Below are 17,440 nucleotides of genomic sequence, written 5' to 3'. Positions count from 1 at the left end.
GCGATACGCTAAAGGACAAGAAATGCTGGAAATCAAAAACCTGCACGTGAAACTTGAGGAAGAAGAAAAGCAAATCCTCAAAGGTGTTGATCTGACGGTCGAGGCCGGAAAGGTTCACGCGATCATGGGGCCGAACGGCTCGGGTAAGTCGACACTCAGCTATGTGCTGTCGGGCCGCGACGGCTACGAAGTGACCGAAGGCACGGCCACTCTGGACGGCGAAGATCTGCTGGATATGGAACCGGAAGAGCGTGCTGCGGCGGGTGTTTTCCTGGCATTCCAATACCCGGTCGAAATCCCAGGCGTCGGCAACATGACGTTCCTGCGCACCGCAGTAAACGCGCAACGCAAGGCGCGTGGTGAAGAAGAGCTGTCGGCAGCTGACTTCCTGAAGCTGGTTCGTGCCAAGGCCAAATCGCTGAAGATTGACGCGGACATGCTTAAGCGTCCGGTGAACGTTGGATTCTCTGGCGGTGAGAAGAAGCGGAACGAAATCCTGCAGATGGCGATGCTTGAGCCAAAGATGTGCATCCTGGACGAAACGGACTCGGGTCTGGACGTCGATGCGATGAAGTTGGTGGCCGAGGGTGTGAACGCGCTGCGCGACGAAGGTCGTGGTTTCCTGGTAATCACCCACTATCAGCGTCTGCTTGATCACATCAAACCCGATGTCGTGCACATCATGGCAGACGGTCGGATCGTCAAAACCGGTGGTCCTGATCTGGCTCTGGAAGTTGAAAACAACGGTTACTCAGACATTCTGGCCGAGGTGAACTGATGGCGCTGCCCGAAGTTAAACAAACTGCGACCGAGGCGCGGCTGGCTACGCTGACCATGCCCGATGCAGGGTGCACGCGCGCCGCGCGCGAGGATGCACTGGCCCGAGTTCTTGAAATGGGTTTGCCCGGACGGCGCGATGAATACTGGAAGTACACGCGCCCGGACACGCTGATTTCGCCTGAAGCGCCGCGCGCTGCGCTTTTCCATTCGGACGAGCCGTTGCTGTTCGGGGACCTTGACCGTCTGAAAATCGTCTTTGTTGACGGCGTGTTCAGCGCCGAGGAATCGGACGATTTGCAACTGGAAGGCGTCAGTATCGAGCGTATCGAGGATATCTGCTGCAAAGATATTCACTGGGCCAAAGAGTTGTACGGCGTTCTTGAAGCGCGCGGGCAGTCTCCGGTTCAGCGACCATTGGCGGCGCTTAACACCGCCTTTGCAGCGGATGGTGTTGCTATTCATGTCACCGGCAAGCCGTCCAAGCCGATTAGCCTGATTTATCGTCACGCCTCCGAAACCTCTGACGCCATGCTGCACCACATCGTCCGTGTCGAAAGCGAGGCCGAGGTGACGATCCTTGAAAACGGGCCTGCGGCGTCGCGTTTTAACAAATGCATGGAGATCGACATCGCTGATGGCGGGACTTTGCATCACGTGCGCGCGCAGGGCAGGGATCATGAACGTCGTGCGGCAACACATATGTTTACCCGTCTGGGTCAGGAAGCTACCTATAAGTCGTTCACCTTGACGGTGAATGGTATTCTGACCCGGAACGAGCAAGTCGTTGAACTGACCGGCGATGATGCGGTTGCGCATGTGGCAGGCGCCTGTGTCGGCGATGGTGATTTCCACCACGATGACACGGTTTTCATCACCCACGACGCGGTGAACTGCGAAAGCCGACAGGTGTTCAAGAAGGTTCTGCGCAACGGTGCGACCGGCGTGTTCCAAGGCAAGATCCTGGTGAAAGAGGGTGCTCAGAAGACCGACGGTTACCAGATCAGCCAGTCCTTGCTGTTGGATGACGACAGCCAGTTCCTCGCCAAGCCGGAACTTGAGATCTATGCCGACGATGTCGCGTGTTCGCATGGCTCGACCTCGGGCGCGATTGACGAGACGGCGCTGTTCTACCTGCGCTCGCGCGGGGTTCCGGTGAAAGACGCCACCAATATGCTGACGCTGGCCTTTTTGGCCGAGGCCGTCGATGAGATCGAGGATGAGGCTCTGGCCGAAGCCATTGTCGAACGCCTCGAAGGCTGGTTGTCGCGGCATAGCTGATGCCGGTGACATCAGATATCGTGGCCACCTATCGGGGGCCGGGGCGGGTTGTGCGTCGGCTTCTTGATCTTGGCCCGCGCGAGGATAGGGCACTGGTGTTTGTTATGGCGTTCTGCGTTGTGGCATTCATCGCCCAATTGCCCAGCCTCGCCCGCCGTGCGCATATCGAAGGCCTTGAGCTTGATATGTTGATGGGCGGTGCCTTGATGGGCACCGTCTTTATTCTGCCGCTGTTTTTCTACCTGCTGGCTTTTGTGTCATATGGCGCGGCGCGGCTGGCTGGAGGTAAGGGCACATCTTACGGTGCACGGCTGGCGTTGTTTTGGGCGCTACTTTCCTCGACGCCGCTGGTTCTGTTAAATGGCCTTGTTGCAGGATTTATCGGCTCTGGTCCCGCGCTGACGATCGTGGGCGCTATCTGGTTCGCCGTGTTCCTGTGGTTCTGGGTGGCAGGTCTCAGCCAAGCGCAAAGGCAACAAGAATGAATTCCACAGGCATTGCTCAACTTGCCGTACTGACCCTGACTAACCCTGCGCAAGCTGCCCGCCAGCTTTTAGCGCTGCGACCGGGGCGTGAGGTTCTGTGGCTTGCCTTTGCTTTGGCCGTCGTTCTGAACGGCATAATCCAGCTGGGGATTGAACAAATGGTCCCGGTGCCCGAAGGGGAACCGGTTCTTCCGCCAGAGCCTGTCTTTTTGGGCCTGCTGCGCTCGGCGGGTACCATGATGCTGAGCGTCGCCGCGTTTCTATTTGTCGGCCGTTTTCTGGGTGGCCGCGCCTCGTTCGAAGACATTCTGACGCTCACAATCTGGCTTCAATACCTGCAGATCGCTGCGATGGTGATCACATTGGCGGTTACAATCGTTCTGCCGTTCCTGATGGTGATGTTTTTGTTGGCCACAGCCGTGATCAGCCTTTACGTCACGCTACATTTCCTGAATGAAGCGCATCAGTTTGGTTCGCTTGCAAAATCTTTTGGGGTCATCGTGTTATCTGCCTTGCTGGCAGTTCCACTTGTCCTCGCTCTTACGCCCGGCGGCCCGGTATAGGGAAAAAGACCATGTATGACGTGCAGAAAATTCGCTCTGACTTTCCGATCCTGTCACGGGAAGTGAACGGCAAGCCGCTGACCTATCTGGACAACGGCGCCTCGGCGCAGAAACCGCAGGTGGTTATCGACGCAGTCACGCGCGCCTACGCCGAAGAGTATTCGAACGTCCATCGCGGGCTGCACTACTTGTCCAACCTAGCGACCGAGAAGTATGAAGGCGTTCGCGGAACCATTGCCCGTTTCCTGGGGGCCGCGGATGAGGATGAGATCGTTCTGAACTCGGGCACGACCGAGGGGATCAACCTTGTTGCCTACGGCTGGGCGATGCCGCACCTGCAGGCCGGGGATGAGATCGTGCTGAGCGTGATGGAGCATCACGCCAACATCGTGCCCTGGCATTTCCTGCGCGAACGTCAGGGTGTTGTTTTGAAATGGGTCGATGTGGATGCGGACGGCGGACTGGACCCGCAAGCCGTGATCGATGCGATCGGTCCGAAAACAAAGCTGGTCGCCGTCACCCAGTGTTCAAACGTTCTGGGCACGGTGGTGGATGTCAAAGCAATCACCGAAGGGGCTCACGCAAAGGGCGTTCCGGTGCTGGTCGATGGCAGCCAGGGCGCGGTTCATATGCCGGTGAACGTGCAGGATATCGGGTGCGATTTCTACGCGATCACCGGGCACAAGCTTTACGGCCCGTCCGGCTCTGGCGCGATTTATATCAAGTCCGAACGTATGGCTGAAATGCGCCCCTTCATTGGCGGCGGCGACATGATCAAAGAGGTCAGCAAGGATCAGGTGATCTACAACGATCCGCCGATGAAGTTCGAGGCCGGCACGCCCGGTATCGTGCAGACCATCGGTCTGGGTGTTGCTCTGGATTACATGATGGATTTGGGGATGGAGAACATCGCCAAGCACGAGGCCGGTCTGCGCGATTACGCAATGCAGAAACTGACGGGTCTGAACTGGTTGCAGGTACAGGGCACACGTCCCGACAAGGCCGCGATCTTCAGCTTTACGCTGGACGGGGCAGGGCACGCGCATGACGTTTCAACCATTCTGGACAAGAAGGGCGTGGCCGTGCGCGCCGGTCACCACTGTGCCGGGCCGCTGATGGATTTCTACGGTGTCACGGCCACTTGCCGCGCCAGCTTTGGCCTCTACAACACGACGGACGAGGTCGACACGCTGATCGACGCGCTTGAACTGGCGCATGATCTGTTTGCATGAAACCTGACCGATCCGGGAAGATTTGCAGTTGCACCCGGATCGGAACAAGGTTAGCTAACGGCCAAGGCACCTGTAGCTCAGCTGGATAGAGCGCTGCCCTCCGAAGGCAGAGGCCAGAGGTTCGAATCCTCTCAGGTGCGCCACTTTTCGGCCCGTTAATCTAAAAATTTTATGGTTTCTGTTCGCTATTGAAGGCTGCTTTAGGTTTTTTGGTTCACGAACCGTCCAATGTCTGATCGATTGGATGTACTCACTTTGGTGACGCCGGAATTTTCACACGCGCGTCGACAAAAACTGCTATGCGAACACCATCAACAAGTAGCCGGACAATGCGACGATAATAGCAAACACGATCACAGGTGGTCGTTTCTCATCGTCCTTAAATTCGCGCTGAAATGCGCCGGCGTGGTAGGCCAAGTACAGCGCCACGGCCAGCAAGAAAAAAGCAATGGCGTTAAGGGTAACCAAAATCATCGTTACTGTCCTGAGTTCATAAGTTGTTAACTGCATTCGATATTCAAGTCATTAATTCTCGATTTGGGACTTGTCAAACATGGCAAACAATAATCATAGAGATTTGTTACTCATCGTATCCGTTTAGGCAAAATCCCAGCTTTCCGTGTTGAATTTGAGGGTCCAGATTGAAGGCTAGTCTAAAGAATACTCGTCTATAACTGACGAATTCGCTAATGCGCCTGAGGTCGCTGGCCGTTTCAAAACCACTCTCGGGTGTTTCTGCGTGCGTTTTGCGTATCGCCGCGATCGATGATGACTAAATTGAGGCTAGCTACCTAAGCCATTATTGCAAACGGCCACCTATTTCTTCGACATAGTGCCAAAAGCAGCGCCGCTGTCTACGAAAGCACCTGTAGTAACAGGAAAACAAACGCGGAAATTCCTTGTCGAGTTAGCCTGTGACTTAATCCGCATCATTTTGGCGGAGATCGATACTCCGCAGACGTAACGGGTGTCTAAGAGTACAGAGGCGGCATAGTTGATACTATACCGCCCCTAACACGCTTGTGACGTCAGTCTACCGCCAGCTCTGTGATTTCACGGCGGAAGGGCAGGGCGTCCCCTATATCTTTGCCATCCATCTCACGGGCATAGCGGTGACCGGCATAGGTTGCCCAGGCAATCGGTCCCGGGGCGTTGGCATCGCCGATCAGCTTGACAGACTTGATGCCAGCATCCAGCCATTCAGCCTCGCGCAATTTAAGGTCGTTGAAGACGGCGTTATTTTCCAGGCGTGACGCCACCATTACAACGGCATCCGCCTCAATATTCCAGGTTCGATCGGTGTAGACGCAGTTCGAGACCACGTGATCCGAGTGAATCTCGGTGATGCCTTGGTTCAGGACGATCTCGACGCCAGCCTCCACCAGACGTGGGTGAATAGCGATCTGCTCCAAAGTGTTGTTGGTCCAGTCACTGACATAGGCCGACGGAGTGACCAGCGTCACCTGTGCTCCGTTCTTGGCCAGAAGCTCGGCCAGAACGCCTCCCATGTAATAGTGGTCATCGTCATAGACAACAACGCGGCCGGACGGGATAGTGCCGTCCATTAGATCGTCCGGTGTGTAAACCTTGGCACCTTCGGCTATCGGCATTGGAACAACGTGCTGACGCGAAACCCCGTCATTCCGCCAGGTGGATCCGGTGGCGATGCAGACGTTTTCAAATCCGAACTCCAGAATGCTCTCGGCATCCAGCTTACTTTCGCGATAAATTTCTACGTTCGGACGTTGGCTGAGCTGATAGTCACGATAGTCCACGACACGACCCCAAGCCGACAGCCCCGGCAGAAGGCGCTCGCGGGTCACACGACCGCCGATTACATCGCGCGCCTCGGCCACGGCGACATCATATCCCCGGCGGCAAAGTGCCCAGGCCGCCTCAAGCCCTGCGGGACCAGAGCCTACGACCAGCACGTTTGAACTTTCGCCCTTGTCGTTCATCTTTTCTGGATGCCAGCCCTTGCGCCATTCTTCCATGAATGTCGGGTTCTGAGTGCAGCGGCTGATCGACATGGTCATGTCGCCGGTGATGCAGATGTTGCAGCCGATGCATTCGCGGATGTCTTCGATCCGACCTTCTTCGATCTTCTTGGGCAGAAATGGATCGGCAATCGACGGGCGCGCGCAGCCGATGAAATCCAACGTACCGGACTTGATCATCTTGGCCATTACATCGGGTGAGGTGAAACGTCCGACGCCAACGATGGGCTTGTCGGTCAATTCATGAATACCACGCACCAGTTGCTCCTGTGCGGCCTCTTCCTTGAACCGCGAAGGGCCTGAACAGTCCTCCCACGTGCCCTGCGCTAGGTCCCAAAGGTCGGGCAGGTCTTTGTTCATCTCGATGTAGTCACGAACCTCGGCGTTTGAGAAGCCCAGCTCCCCAATGGTTTCGTCCAGCGAAACCCGCAATGTAATTGCCATCGTGTCCCCTACGGCATCACGCATATCAGCAATAACTTCCTGACTGAACCGGGCACGGTTTTCCAGCGACCCGCCGTATTCGTCGCCACGCTGGTTAGTCGCGCGGCTGAGGAAGTGTTGGAAGATACCAAATCCATGCGCGCCATACAGGCAGATCAGGTCGAATCCCGCTTCCTTCGAGCGTTTTGCGGCATTCACGAACCAACGACGCAGGTCCTTGATGTCCTGCTTGTCCAATGCACGCGCCTGCACAGGATCGTTGGAAAAGGTGCGGATTGGCATAGCCGAAGGCGCCAGAGGCACCTCTTTTGTGTAAAGGTTAGGTCCATTAATGCCGGAATAGGCAAGCTGAATGCCGGCCAGCGCTCCATGCGTTTTCATCCGCTCGGACATCTTGCGCAATTGGGGAATGTCTTTGTCTTCCCACAGGCGGAGTTCGATAAAGGGCGTAATCTCAGACGTATGATGCATCTCGCACTGTTCGGTGAAGATGACGCCCCAGCCGCCTTCCGCCTTGATGCCTCGCATTTCGGCTGCCGCTGACGGGTCGCGATATCCACCTCCGTTGCAGTGAGGCACCTGATAGAACCGGTTCTTGGCCGTTAAGGGGCCGATCTTCATGGGTTCGAACAGAATGTTATAGCGTGGATCGCGCATAGCTGGCTCCTTGTGGCTGGCTGATATTTTTGATGGGGGTATGCGGCCCCGAATACGGAATTACAGACCCGCAGCGACTTCGGTGATGGCGTCGCGCAGGATGACTTCGATACGATCAATCATCGGTTCGTCCATGATCAGCGTCGGAGACAGGATCAGAACGTTACCGAGGGGGCGAGCGATGAGGCCGCGCTTCTGACAAGCGCGCGCGACTTTCAAGCCAACCTGCGCCTCGGCCGGATGGCTTTCCTTTGTGGCGCGATCCTTTACGAATTCGATCCCCATCATGAAGTGGCTTCCGCGAACTTCGCCGACCATTTCGATATCGGTCAGGCCACGCAGGTTGTTTTCAAACTGTTTCCCGGTTGTCTGCACACGCTGGGGAATGCCCTCGCGTTCCATGATTGCGATATTGGTCAGACCTGCCGCCGCGGCTGCTGGGTGGCCTGAATAGGTCATGCCATGCAGGAACATACCGTCAGGGCCTGAGATGACCTCGTGAATATCGTCGGATACGATCGTGGCAGACAGCGGCTGATAGCCCGAGGTCAAACCCTTGGCGGTCGTGATGATGTCTGGCACCATGCCAAACACGTCTTCTGAGGCAAAGAAATGCCCTAGGCGACCAAAAGCGGTGACGACCTCATCGGCGACATATTTTATTTCGTTGGCCTGGCAAACCTCCCATGCGCGCTTGTGATAGCCAGCTGGAGCGGTCACAACACCACCCGCGCCCTGGATCGGTTCTGCGATGAAGGCGCAGATATTCTCTGCGCCAATGCGCTCGATACTCTGTTTCTGATCGTCGATCAGGGCGTCGAGGAACTCGGCCTCGGTCATTTCACCGCCCTCGCGCCAGTAATGGGGTGAGCGCAGGTGATGCACCAGTTCGCTGGCCGCGTGCCAACCGTCGGAATAACCGGGCGTCGTCATCGCCATCGCAAGATGGGTCGAACCGTGATAGGCCCCGTGCCGAGACAGAACCATTTTCTTTTCCGGCTTCCCTTTGCGGATATTGTAGTGGTGTAGCATCCGAATGGCGCTGTCATTGGCGACGGAACCGGAATTGCCAAAATGCACGGCGTTCAAATGACCTGGCGCAAGCTGGGCAATCTTCTCAGCCAGTGCTGCCGCTGCCGGGTGGCTAAAGTTGTAGAAAGTTGAATAGTAATCCAGTGTTTTCAGCTGATTGGAGATTGCGTCGACCATTTCATCGTAGCCGTGGCCGATGTTTACGCACCAAAGGCCACCGATGCCGTCGATCAGTTCATTACCATCGCTGTCGTAAACATATGCGCCTTTTGCGCGCGAGATCACGGTACGCGCGCCTTGCTGCTTAAGTGCGTTCAGATCAGCGAAGGACTGAATCAGGTGTTCGTCCTGCGTAAGAATGTCGAGTGTATCTTTGGCCATGATCAACCTCTTTGTTTTTCCGATGCAATATTGCGGATCTGGAAAGGCCTGAGGGGCCCATGATCGACTTGCCGATTGCATACCACCTATTTTGCTGCAGAATATTACTTTGATCGAATTGGGGGGTATATACCCCCATGGGGGTACTAAATTATGTCGTCGATTCCAGCACCACAGGCTCTGTCAGCGGCAATACTGGCGGTGGGAAAAGAAGGGTTCGGCGAAACGCTTTTCACGTGGCTGGACGCAACTTGTTCTTTCGACAATTTCGCAATAATCGCCTTTTTTTCGCATAGTAGCCCGCAGGTTCTAATGACTCATGCTCGCAACAGCCGCGTTTTCGAGCGAATTGATAGTCACTATGTCAAAGGCGCTTATATGTTGGATCCGTTTTATGGTCTGCATCAAAGCCGTGCGACGGACGGTCTTTACAGATTGACTGATGTTGCCCCAGATCAGTTTCAACGGAACGAATACTTCAAATCCTACTACACAAATACGACGCTGACGGATGAACTGGCCTTTTTCGCAGGTCTCAGTCCCGCAAGTTCTGTCACTGTGTGTCTTGGTAGGGACGCAACCACCGCTTCGCGTTTTTCCAGCAAGGATTTCAACGCGGCCAATAGTGTGGCGCCGGTTGTCAACGCGCTGGTGAGGAGGAACTGGTCAGACCTGAAGCCCCCGAACAAAAACAAATCAGAAGATACTGTTGAGCAACTTCGTCAGCGTTTGTTGGATGAAAGCGACATCAGATTAAGTCCACGACAGGCGCAGGTGGCGCTTTTGATCCTGCAGGGTCATTCGTCGATTTCCATTGGACTGACGCTGGGTATCAGCCCCCAGACCGTCAAGGTTCTGCGCAAGCAACTTTATCGCAAATGCAATATCTCCTCGCAGGGTGAATTATACCATCTGATCGCACCATATCTTTCGAACGGTGGTCAACCGGCTGGGAAACAAAGGCAATTTCCGGCGGGTTAGTCAAAGCCTAACTAAGAGTAAGTTAGACAGTAATTTCGCCTGTTCCCAACTTGTGAAACCTTAACCCAGAAACGTGCAAAACGTGCTGGAGTGGCACAAGAAACGACACGCCAAGGTTCCGCTCTGGTGTCTTTCGTTTTGAAAGTGCAAGGCCTTCGGTCCGTTGTGGTCTTTCGTCCGTCCGGGCAGCCCAAGATGCACGAAGACAACGACCTTTTCAGGTCAAATCGTGACGCAATTATAGGGAACCGACACATGTCCATTGAGAAAACGGATACGCTGGTTGTTGGCGGCGGGCAGGCGGGTATCGCGCTGAGCGAGCACCTTGGAAACAACGATGTGCCCCATATCATTTTGGAAAAGAACCGCACCGCCGAGGCGTGGCGCTCGGGGCGTTGGGATGCTTTGGTCGCAAACGGCCCGTGCTGGCATGATCGTTTTCCCAGCCTGCAGTTCAAAGGGGATAATCCGGATGCGTTTGTGCCCAAGGATCGTGTTGCCGAATACCTGGTCGAATATGCAGAAATGGTGAACGCACCAATCCGTGAGGGTGTTGAGGCGCTGAGAGCCGAGCGCTTGCCCGGCAAAGGTGGGTTCCGTGTTGAGACGAGCGCCGGTGAAATTCATGCCAAGCGCATCGTCGCTGCAACAGGCGCTTTCCAGCACCCGGTTATTCCGCCCATCGTGCCGGAAACGGCCGGCGTCGCGCAGCTCCATTCCTTTTACTACAAGAACCCCGAGCAATTGGCCGAAGGCGCAGTCATGGTTGTGGGCGCTGGTTCGTCTGGTGCACAGATTGCTGATGAATTGAACCGCGCCGGTCGCAAGGTCTTCCTGTCTGTTGGTCCGCATGACCGGCCACCGCGTCGTTACCGCACCCGCGACAACGTTTGGTGGTTGGGTGTTCTGGGTCTCTGGGACATGGCCGCGCAAAAGCCGGGAACTGAACATGTCACGATCTCGGTCAGCGGTGCACACGGCGGGCACACGATGGATTTCCGCCGTTTGGGGAATGAAGGTGTGACCCTTACCGGCATGACCAAGAGTTTCGAGAACGGCGTTCTCAGCTTTGCCGATGATCTCCAAAGCAATGTCGCAGCAGGTGATGCCAACTACCTTGAGATGCTGGATATGGCAGATGCCTATGTCGAACGCACTGGTATTGATTTGCCTGAAGAGCCTGAGGCGCGTGGCCAGTTTGCTGACCCTGACAGCCTAACCAATCCCCTGACATCGGTCGACTTGGCCAAGGAAGGCATCACGACAATCATCTGGGCGACAGGATTCCGTCAGGATTTCAGTTGGATCAAAGTAGACGCCTTTGATGCCAAGGGAGCGCCGATCCATCAACGTGGCGTCTCGGTTGAACCCGACATTTATTTTCTGGGCCTGCCGTGGCAATCGCGACGCGGTTCGACCTTTATTTGGGGCGTTTGGCACGATGCGAAATACATCGCGGATCAGATCGCAATTCAACGAGCATATGCCAAATATGACGGAGAAGCGGCCATCGTCGCATCCGCAGCAGCAGAATAAGCAGTCAGGAATTCGAAATGGCGCATACACGCATTCGCAAATTCAACACCAAAGAAACCTACCCCGAGCAAAATCTGGACAACGACCTGTGTCAGGCGGTTGTCACGCAGGGCGGTAAAACGGTTTACCTGCGCGGTCAGTGTCCGCAAAATCTGGATGATGCGGTGAATATCGACAGTCACGATCCGGTCGAGCAAACCCACAAGGTGATGCAGAACATCCGGCAGCTGATCGAAGAGGCGGGTGGATCGATGGAGCACCTGGTCAAGGTGGTCGTTTACATCACCGATGTCCGCCATCGCGAGGCCGTCTACCGCACGATGGGTGAGTACATCAAAGGTGTTCACCCTGTTTCGACAGGTCTGGTGGTTCAGGCGCTGGCGCGCCCTGAATGGCTGGTTGAAATCGACGGAACTGCCGTTATTCCCGATTGATCCACCTGATCAATCAAATTGCCCGGACCGTGCCACTTGTACTCCCCAAATAGGCGCGGTCCGGACTTTCTTTTTCAGGAGAGCCGAATGACTTTTTCATTGGTCGCCCGCTGCGCTGATACCGGCATGTTTGGTTTGGCGATTTCGTCATCGTCACCTGCCGTCGCCGCGCGCTGTTCCTTTGCCCGGGCAGGTGTTGGTGCGGTTGCGTCGCAGAATGTTACAGACCCCAGTCTCGGTCCGCTGACTCTGAATTTGATGGAGCAGGGCAAGACCGCGCCTCAGGCGATCGACGCCATGAAAGCGCTGGCAAAGTTCATCGAATATCGACAGGTTCTGGCGGTGGATGATCACGGTCGCACGGCGATCCATTCTGGCCCGAACAGCCTTGGTATCTGGACGCAGGCGCAGGCTGAGAATGTTGCCTCTGGCGGGAACCTTTTGGACAATGAAGGCATCCCTCACGCAATCGTCGACGGATTCCTGTCGTCCTCCGGGCATCTCGGAGACCGCTTGATCGCAGCAATGCGGGCTGGTTTAGCCGCCGGTGGCGAGGCAGGCCCGGTGCATTCGGCTGGTATGAAGATTGTTGACAAGGTCAGTTGGCCCGTCGCCGATCTTCGCTGCGACTGGACCGAAGATTGCCCCATCGAGGCTATCGCAACCGCCTGGGATATCTACAAACCGCAACTTGACGCCTACATCCAACGTGCGCTCGACCCGCGCGAAGCACCGTCTTACGGCGTTCCGGGCGACGAATAATCAGGGAGACACATAATGTTGGACAATACCCACGAGGATTGGAAAAGTCGCGCGGCAGGCCTGACGTTCCGAGGGCAAGCCTTTATCGACGGAAAATTCACCGATGCGGCATCAGGCAAGACCTTTGACAGTATTAATCCGGCCACGGGCGCGGTTCTGACCCCGGTCGCCGAATGTGACGAAGAAGATATCAATCGTGCCGTTGCCGCAGGCCGTGCTGCCTTTGAGGATGGTCGCTGGTCGCGAATGGCTCCGGGTGATCGCAAAGCGGTAATGCTTAAACTGGCTGATCTGATCCGCGACAACCTCGAAGAGATGGCTCTGTTGGACAGTCTGGATATGGGCAAGCTGGTGACGGATGCCGCCACCATTGACGCACCGGGGTCTGCGCATTTCTTTCAGTGGTACGCCGAAGCTATCGATAAGGTCTATGACGAGGTTGCCCCAACCGGCCCGGGCGATCTGGCTCTGGTCAGTCGCGTTCCGTTAGGCGTTGTCGGCGCGGTGACACCGTGGAACTTCCCGCTGGATATGGCCACCTGGAAAGCGGCTGCCGCGCTGGCAGCTGGCAACTCGGTGGTGTTGAAACCCGCAGAACAATCGCCTCTGTCGGCGCTGCGACTGGCAGAATTGGCGGCTGAGGCCGGAATTCCGGACGGTGTGTTCAACGTTGTTCCAGGTTTTGGAGTGACTGCGGGCAAGGCGCTTGGCCTGCATATGGATGTCGACTGCTTGGCCTTCACCGGATCGACCGCTATCGGCAAAATGTTCATGCAGTATTCTGGCCAGTCGAACCTGAAACAGGTCTGGCCGGAAACCGGGGGCAAAAGCCCCAATCTGGTCTTCGCCGATTGCGAGGACTTGGATGCCGCCGCCGACATGGCCGCCTTCGGTATCTTCTTTAATCAGGGTGAAGTGTGCTCCGCGAACTCTCGGCTCTACGTGGAACGATCAATCAAGGACGCGTTTGTCGAGAAATTGATTGCCCGCGCGCAGGCGATGCAACCGGGCGACCCGCTGGATCCGGCCTCGAGAATGGGCGCAATCGTCGATGAAAAGCAAACACAAGGCATCATGCGCTTTGTGGAAGAGGGCAAGAAGACAGCCAATCTGGTGACCGGCGGCGAACGCGTCAGCGTCGAGGGCAAAGGCTGCTTTGTTCAGCCAACAATTTTTGACGACGTGGCCCACGACAATCCATTGGCTCGGGATGAGATTTTTGGCCCCGTCTTGTCCGTGATCCCGTTTAACACGGAAGAGCAGGCGGTAGCGATGGCAAATGACTCGATCTATGGGTTGGCCGCGTCGGTATGGACCGACAACCTGTCCCGCGCTTGCCGGGTGTCTGACAAGCTGATGGCCGGAACCGTTTCGGTCAACACGGTGGACGCGTTGTCGGCCATGACTCCGTTCGGGGGCATGAAACAGTCGGGCTTCGGCCGCGATTTGTCATTGCACTCGCTTGAAAAGTATACTGCTTTGAAGACCACTTGGATCAAGTACAAGGCTTAATCCACGGCTAAGCGGAGATGTGCCATTGCCTTTCAGATACACGCTGCGACAGCTTGAGTATTTTGTTGCGGTCGGAAAGGCAGGCAGTATCGCTGCGGCCAGCGACAAACTGAACGTGTCGTCGCCGTCGATCTCGGCGGCGATTACGCAGCTTGAGGTCGAATTCGGTGTTACTCTCTTCGTACGCGAACATGCGCGTGGCTTGTCTCTGACCAAGGCCGGGCACAAATTCATGGAGCGCACCGAATTTGTACTGCGCGAGGCCGAATTTCTGGCCACATTGGCCGGAGAGATCACTGGCAAGGTACAGGGTATTTTGTCCGTTGGTTGTCTGGTCACGTTCGCGCAGATCATCCTGCCGGGATTGCGGCGGGACTTTGAGGCCACCTATCCAGACGTCCGGATCGAGCAACGTGAATTGAACCAGGCCGATATCTTCAGCCAGTTGCGCCGCGCCGAGCTCGACATCGCCCTGACCTATGATCTGGATATTCCCGCCGATCTGGAATTCCAGCCCCTGCACGAATTGCCGCCCTATGTGGTTTTGGGCGAAGGGCACCCGCTGGCCAACCGTGCCGAACTGGCGATAGCGGACTTACAGGACAGCCCCATGGTTCTATTGGATTTGCCATTCAGCGGCGAATATTTCCTGTCCTTCTTCCGCGACGCTAATATCAAACCCAATATCGCGGAACGCACTGCAGATATGTCGGTCATGCGATCCCTTGTTGCCAATGGGTTCGGATTCTCGATTGCCAATATTCGTCCGTTAAATGCGATGTCACCCGACGGCAAGAAACTGATCAATGTCCCCCTTGCCGGAGAATTGCGCCCGATGCGGCTGGGTCTGCTACGCGCGCGTTCCGAGAACGAGACGAACACGTCCAAAGCTTTTATTGAACACTGTGCCAGGGCCGTTCGGTCCGGGACATTGCCGGGCCTTTGCGCGCGGTAACAAGAGTGATCGGCGTGGGTTAGAGAGCGCCTAACCGTTGCTTCGCGATTCCCGGATTTATGTTTTTGGCCGGTGGTATAGGTTTGAAATGAACGCCCCTTTGCAGCCAGTGCCGCGCTGGCTGTCCAAGCGAAAGCAGGTTCAACCCGATGACCTCGACACTGGATATTCTCGACCGGCTTGTAGGCTTTGATACGGTCAGCAAAAACTCGAACCTCGATCTGGCAGCCTATGTTGAAGAGTTTCTTGAGGTGCGTGGATTTACCGTGCATCGCATCACAGATCCCGGTGGCGACAAGACCGGGTTGTATGCCCAAAAAGGTCCCCAAGGCGATGGCGTGTTGCTGTCGGCCCATACCGATGTCGTCCCGGTCGAAGGTCAAAGCTGGACCAAAGACCCGTTTCGTTTGACCCGCGAGGGCAACCGCGTCTATGGGCGCGGCACCACGGATATGAAAGGGTACGTGGCCTCGGTTATGGCGCTGGCGGATCGCTGCGCCGGGGCTGACCTGCGCGAGCCCCTTAAGATCGCGCTGTCTTATGACGAAGAGGTCGGCTGCGTTGGTATTCAGCACATGCTGGACCGTCTGGCCCCTATGCTTGGCCAGCCCCGTGCCTGTTTTGTCGGCGAACCGACCGAGATGCAGGTGGCGGTCGGGCACAAAGGCAAGGCCGCGCTGCGTGCAGTGTGCCACGGCCAAAGCGGCCATTCGGCGCTTGCTCCGAAGTTTGTCAACGCGCTGTATCTGGCGACGGATTTCGTTGGGAAACTGCGGGCCCTGCAGGAAACATACGCCAAAAGCGGTCACAGCGACCCGGCCTATTCGGTGCCCTATACCACCTTTCACGTGGGTATGATGTCTGGTGGCAGGGCGTTGAATATCGTGCCGGATCGTGCGGAACTGACCTTTGAATACCGCCATTTGGCTGCAGACCGCGGCAAGGATATTCTGGCCCAGATACAAGATGCCGCCTTCAGGGTTGGTGCCCGGTACCAGTCCCTTTGCCCAGAGGCTCGGATCGAGGTTGAACAGTACAACGCCTATCCCGGGCTGGATGTTGCGGAGACCGAGGGTGTCATCTCGTACGCCCAGAAACTTGCCCAAAGCAATGATACCACCAAGGTAGCGTTTGGCACCGAGGCCGGGTTCTTCAGCGAGTTGGGTATTCCAACCGTTGTCTGCGGGCCCGGGTCCATGGAACGCCAAGGGCATAAACCGGATGAATATCTTGAAATTGATCAACTAAACGCGTGCGACGCGATGATGGATCGCATCCTCGAAGACATCAGCCGCTAAAAAACCTTTATGGAATCGTCAAAAGCCCCCGGTTGAACCGAGGGCTTTCGCGTTTGAGATATGGCCCGACTTATTTCTTCAGGTTGGTCCAGATCTGGTCATAGACCGCCTGGGTTTCCTCATCACAGACCTCGATGAACACGCCTTGGCCAGCATTGGCATGGGGGTTCTTTTCGGGCTGCTCGGCCAATGCAGGATCAAGGAATTCGCCAACTCCGTTCACACCAGCGTTGTACTGCGCAAAGTTGGACACGGCCGCGATGTTTTCAGGTTCCAACAGGAAATCCATGAAGATCAGCGCGTTCTCGCGGTTGGGAGCGTCTTTCAGCAGAACGACATTGTCCATCCACGCGATGTAGCCTTGCGTCGGAAAGGCGTATTCCACATTTGCGCCTTCCTCGCGCGCCTTGGCCGAGAACCCGTCATAGATCTGGCCTACAGCTGCGTCACCGGAAACCAGAACTTCTTTCGCGGTATCCGAATTGAACGATGCCCAGTGCTGCTTTGCTTCTTGCAGCATGGCGTTCAGTGCCTTTAGTTGCTCGCGGTCTGTGGAACACTGCGGGATACCCATGTGCAGCGCGGCCATGGCCATGACTTCGCCCTGGCTGTCCAGCATGTTGATGCGGCCCTGCAGCTCGGCCGGAGGGTTGAACAGGATGTCGGTGGTTTGAATGTCACCGTCATAGGCGTCGCGGCTGACTGCAAAGCTGGTCGAGCCCCACTGATATGGGATCGAGGATTGGCGACCGGGATCAAAAACGGGATCAGCCCATTCTTCGGCGATGTTGCCTTTGTTCTTCAACTCACCGTCGGCGATGGTGTCCAGCATACCTTCGCCGGCCATGATCGAAACCATGTAGTCGCCAGGCACGGACACATCATAGGTGCCAATGCCGCCAGCCTTGAGCGAGGCCAGCATCGCCTCGTTCGAGTCGTATGTGTCCATTGTGACTGTTATGCCGGTTTCTTCTGTGAACTTGTCCAGCAATTCTTGCGGGATGTATTCAAACCAGTGGTAAAGAACCAGCTCACCGTCGGCCGCGGCGGCGTTTGCGCCCAATGTCAAAGCAAGAGCAGCGACGCCGCTTTTCATCGTATGTTTCATGTGTC

16 protein-coding genes and 1 tRNA gene are annotated in these 17,440 nt (G+C 56.1%); 13 read left to right on the top strand and 4 right to left on the bottom strand.

What is annotated here, in order from left to right; all coding sequences use genetic code 11:
- Window positions 1-22 precede the first annotated feature (22 nt).
- The 6 genes from sufC (at window position 23) to ACR0MV_RS02555 (ending at window position 4,481) form a co-directional block, all read left to right on the top strand.
- A complete protein-coding gene (sufC, locus tag ACR0MV_RS02580) occupies window positions 23-778 on the top strand; it encodes a Fe-S cluster assembly ATPase SufC (RefSeq protein ID WP_170424726.1) in 756 nt (251 codons plus the stop codon).
- On the top strand, window positions 778-2,058 hold the full coding sequence (sufD, locus tag ACR0MV_RS02575) for a Fe-S cluster assembly protein SufD (RefSeq protein ID WP_170463633.1): 1,281 nt from the start codon (window positions 778-780) through the stop codon (window positions 2,056-2,058). The genes sufC and sufD overlap by 1 nt, the downstream gene beginning before the upstream one ends.
- Entirely contained in the window at window positions 2,058-2,543 is a 486-nt protein-coding gene (locus tag ACR0MV_RS02570) for a YIP1 family protein (protein ID WP_170463635.1), read from the top strand. Before sufD ends, ACR0MV_RS02570 begins: the two co-directional genes overlap by 1 nt.
- Window positions 2,540-3,106, top strand: coding sequence for a YIP1 family protein (locus ACR0MV_RS02565; RefSeq protein WP_170463637.1), 567 nt, complete (start codon window positions 2,540-2,542; stop codon window positions 3,104-3,106). Before ACR0MV_RS02570 ends, ACR0MV_RS02565 begins: the two co-directional genes overlap by 4 nt.
- Before the next feature lie 11 nt (window positions 3,107-3,117).
- Entirely contained in the window at window positions 3,118-4,338 is a 1,221-nt protein-coding gene (locus ACR0MV_RS02560; RefSeq protein WP_475203064.1) for a cysteine desulfurase, read from the top strand.
- Between the two features lie 66 nt (window positions 4,339-4,404).
- Window positions 4,405-4,481 (top strand) — tRNA-Arg (locus tag ACR0MV_RS02555).
- A gap of 154 nt (window positions 4,482-4,635) precedes the next feature.
- On the opposite strand, the gene ACR0MV_RS02550 is transcribed toward ACR0MV_RS02555, so the two are convergent.
- The 3 genes from ACR0MV_RS02550 to ACR0MV_RS02540 form a co-directional block, all read right to left on the bottom strand.
- Complete coding sequence (locus ACR0MV_RS02550; protein ID WP_480700876.1) at window positions 4,636-4,812, bottom strand: hypothetical protein; 177 nt, start codon at window positions 4,810-4,812, stop codon at window positions 4,636-4,638.
- A 554-nt stretch (window positions 4,813-5,366) separates the two neighbouring features.
- Window positions 5,367-7,436: an oxidoreductase gene (locus tag ACR0MV_RS02545; RefSeq protein ID WP_480700875.1), complete on the bottom strand. Its 2,070-nt coding sequence runs from the start codon at window positions 7,434-7,436 to the stop codon at window positions 5,367-5,369.
- 60 nt (window positions 7,437-7,496) lie between these two features.
- On the bottom strand, window positions 7,497-8,849 hold the full coding sequence (locus ACR0MV_RS02540; protein ID WP_480700874.1) for an aminotransferase class III-fold pyridoxal phosphate-dependent enzyme: 1,353 nt from the start codon (window positions 8,847-8,849) through the stop codon (window positions 7,497-7,499).
- 153 nt (window positions 8,850-9,002) lie between these two features.
- On the opposite strand from ACR0MV_RS02540, the gene ACR0MV_RS02535 reads away from it, so the two are divergent.
- The 7 genes from ACR0MV_RS02535 (at window position 9,003) to argE (ending at window position 16,327) form a co-directional block, all read left to right on the top strand.
- A complete protein-coding gene (locus ACR0MV_RS02535; RefSeq protein ID WP_480700873.1) occupies window positions 9,003-9,830 on the top strand; it encodes a helix-turn-helix transcriptional regulator in 828 nt (275 codons plus the stop codon).
- Between the two features lie 255 nt (window positions 9,831-10,085).
- The gene (locus ACR0MV_RS02530) at window positions 10,086-11,366 is read left to right on the top strand and encodes a flavin-containing monooxygenase (protein ID WP_480700872.1); all 1,281 of its coding nucleotides are present in this window, start codon (window positions 10,086-10,088) and stop codon (window positions 11,364-11,366) included.
- Window positions 11,367-11,383: 17 nt separating this feature from the next.
- Window positions 11,384-11,800 (top strand): RidA family protein, encoded by a 417-nt coding sequence (locus ACR0MV_RS02525; RefSeq protein WP_170424752.1) that lies wholly within the window; start codon window positions 11,384-11,386, stop codon window positions 11,798-11,800.
- Window positions 11,801-11,887: 87 nt separating this feature from the next.
- Window positions 11,888-12,562 (top strand): DUF1028 domain-containing protein, encoded by a 675-nt coding sequence (locus tag ACR0MV_RS02520; RefSeq protein WP_170424755.1) that lies wholly within the window; start codon window positions 11,888-11,890, stop codon window positions 12,560-12,562.
- A 15-nt stretch (window positions 12,563-12,577) separates the two neighbouring features.
- Entirely contained in the window at window positions 12,578-14,074 is a 1,497-nt protein-coding gene (locus ACR0MV_RS02515) for an aldehyde dehydrogenase (RefSeq protein WP_170424758.1), read from the top strand.
- A 25-nt stretch (window positions 14,075-14,099) separates the two neighbouring features.
- The gene (locus ACR0MV_RS02510) at window positions 14,100-15,029 is read left to right on the top strand and encodes a LysR substrate-binding domain-containing protein (protein WP_170424760.1); all 930 of its coding nucleotides are present in this window, start codon (window positions 14,100-14,102) and stop codon (window positions 15,027-15,029) included.
- A gap of 149 nt (window positions 15,030-15,178) precedes the next feature.
- Window positions 15,179-16,327: an acetylornithine deacetylase gene (argE, locus tag ACR0MV_RS02505; RefSeq protein WP_480700871.1), complete on the top strand. Its 1,149-nt coding sequence runs from the start codon at window positions 15,179-15,181 to the stop codon at window positions 16,325-16,327.
- Between the two features lie 70 nt (window positions 16,328-16,397).
- Here argE and ACR0MV_RS02500 read toward each other — a convergent pair whose 3' ends face one another.
- Window positions 16,398-17,435, bottom strand: a complete 1,038-nt coding sequence (locus tag ACR0MV_RS02500; RefSeq protein WP_480700870.1) for an extracellular solute-binding protein — start codon at window positions 17,433-17,435, stop codon at window positions 16,398-16,400.
- Window positions 17,436-17,440 lie beyond the last annotated feature (5 nt).

The organism is Ruegeria sp. BC3 (genome assembly GCF_056539265.1).
Note: the sequence above shows the minus strand (reverse complement) of the source record. Positions and strands in the feature narration are given on the sequence as shown.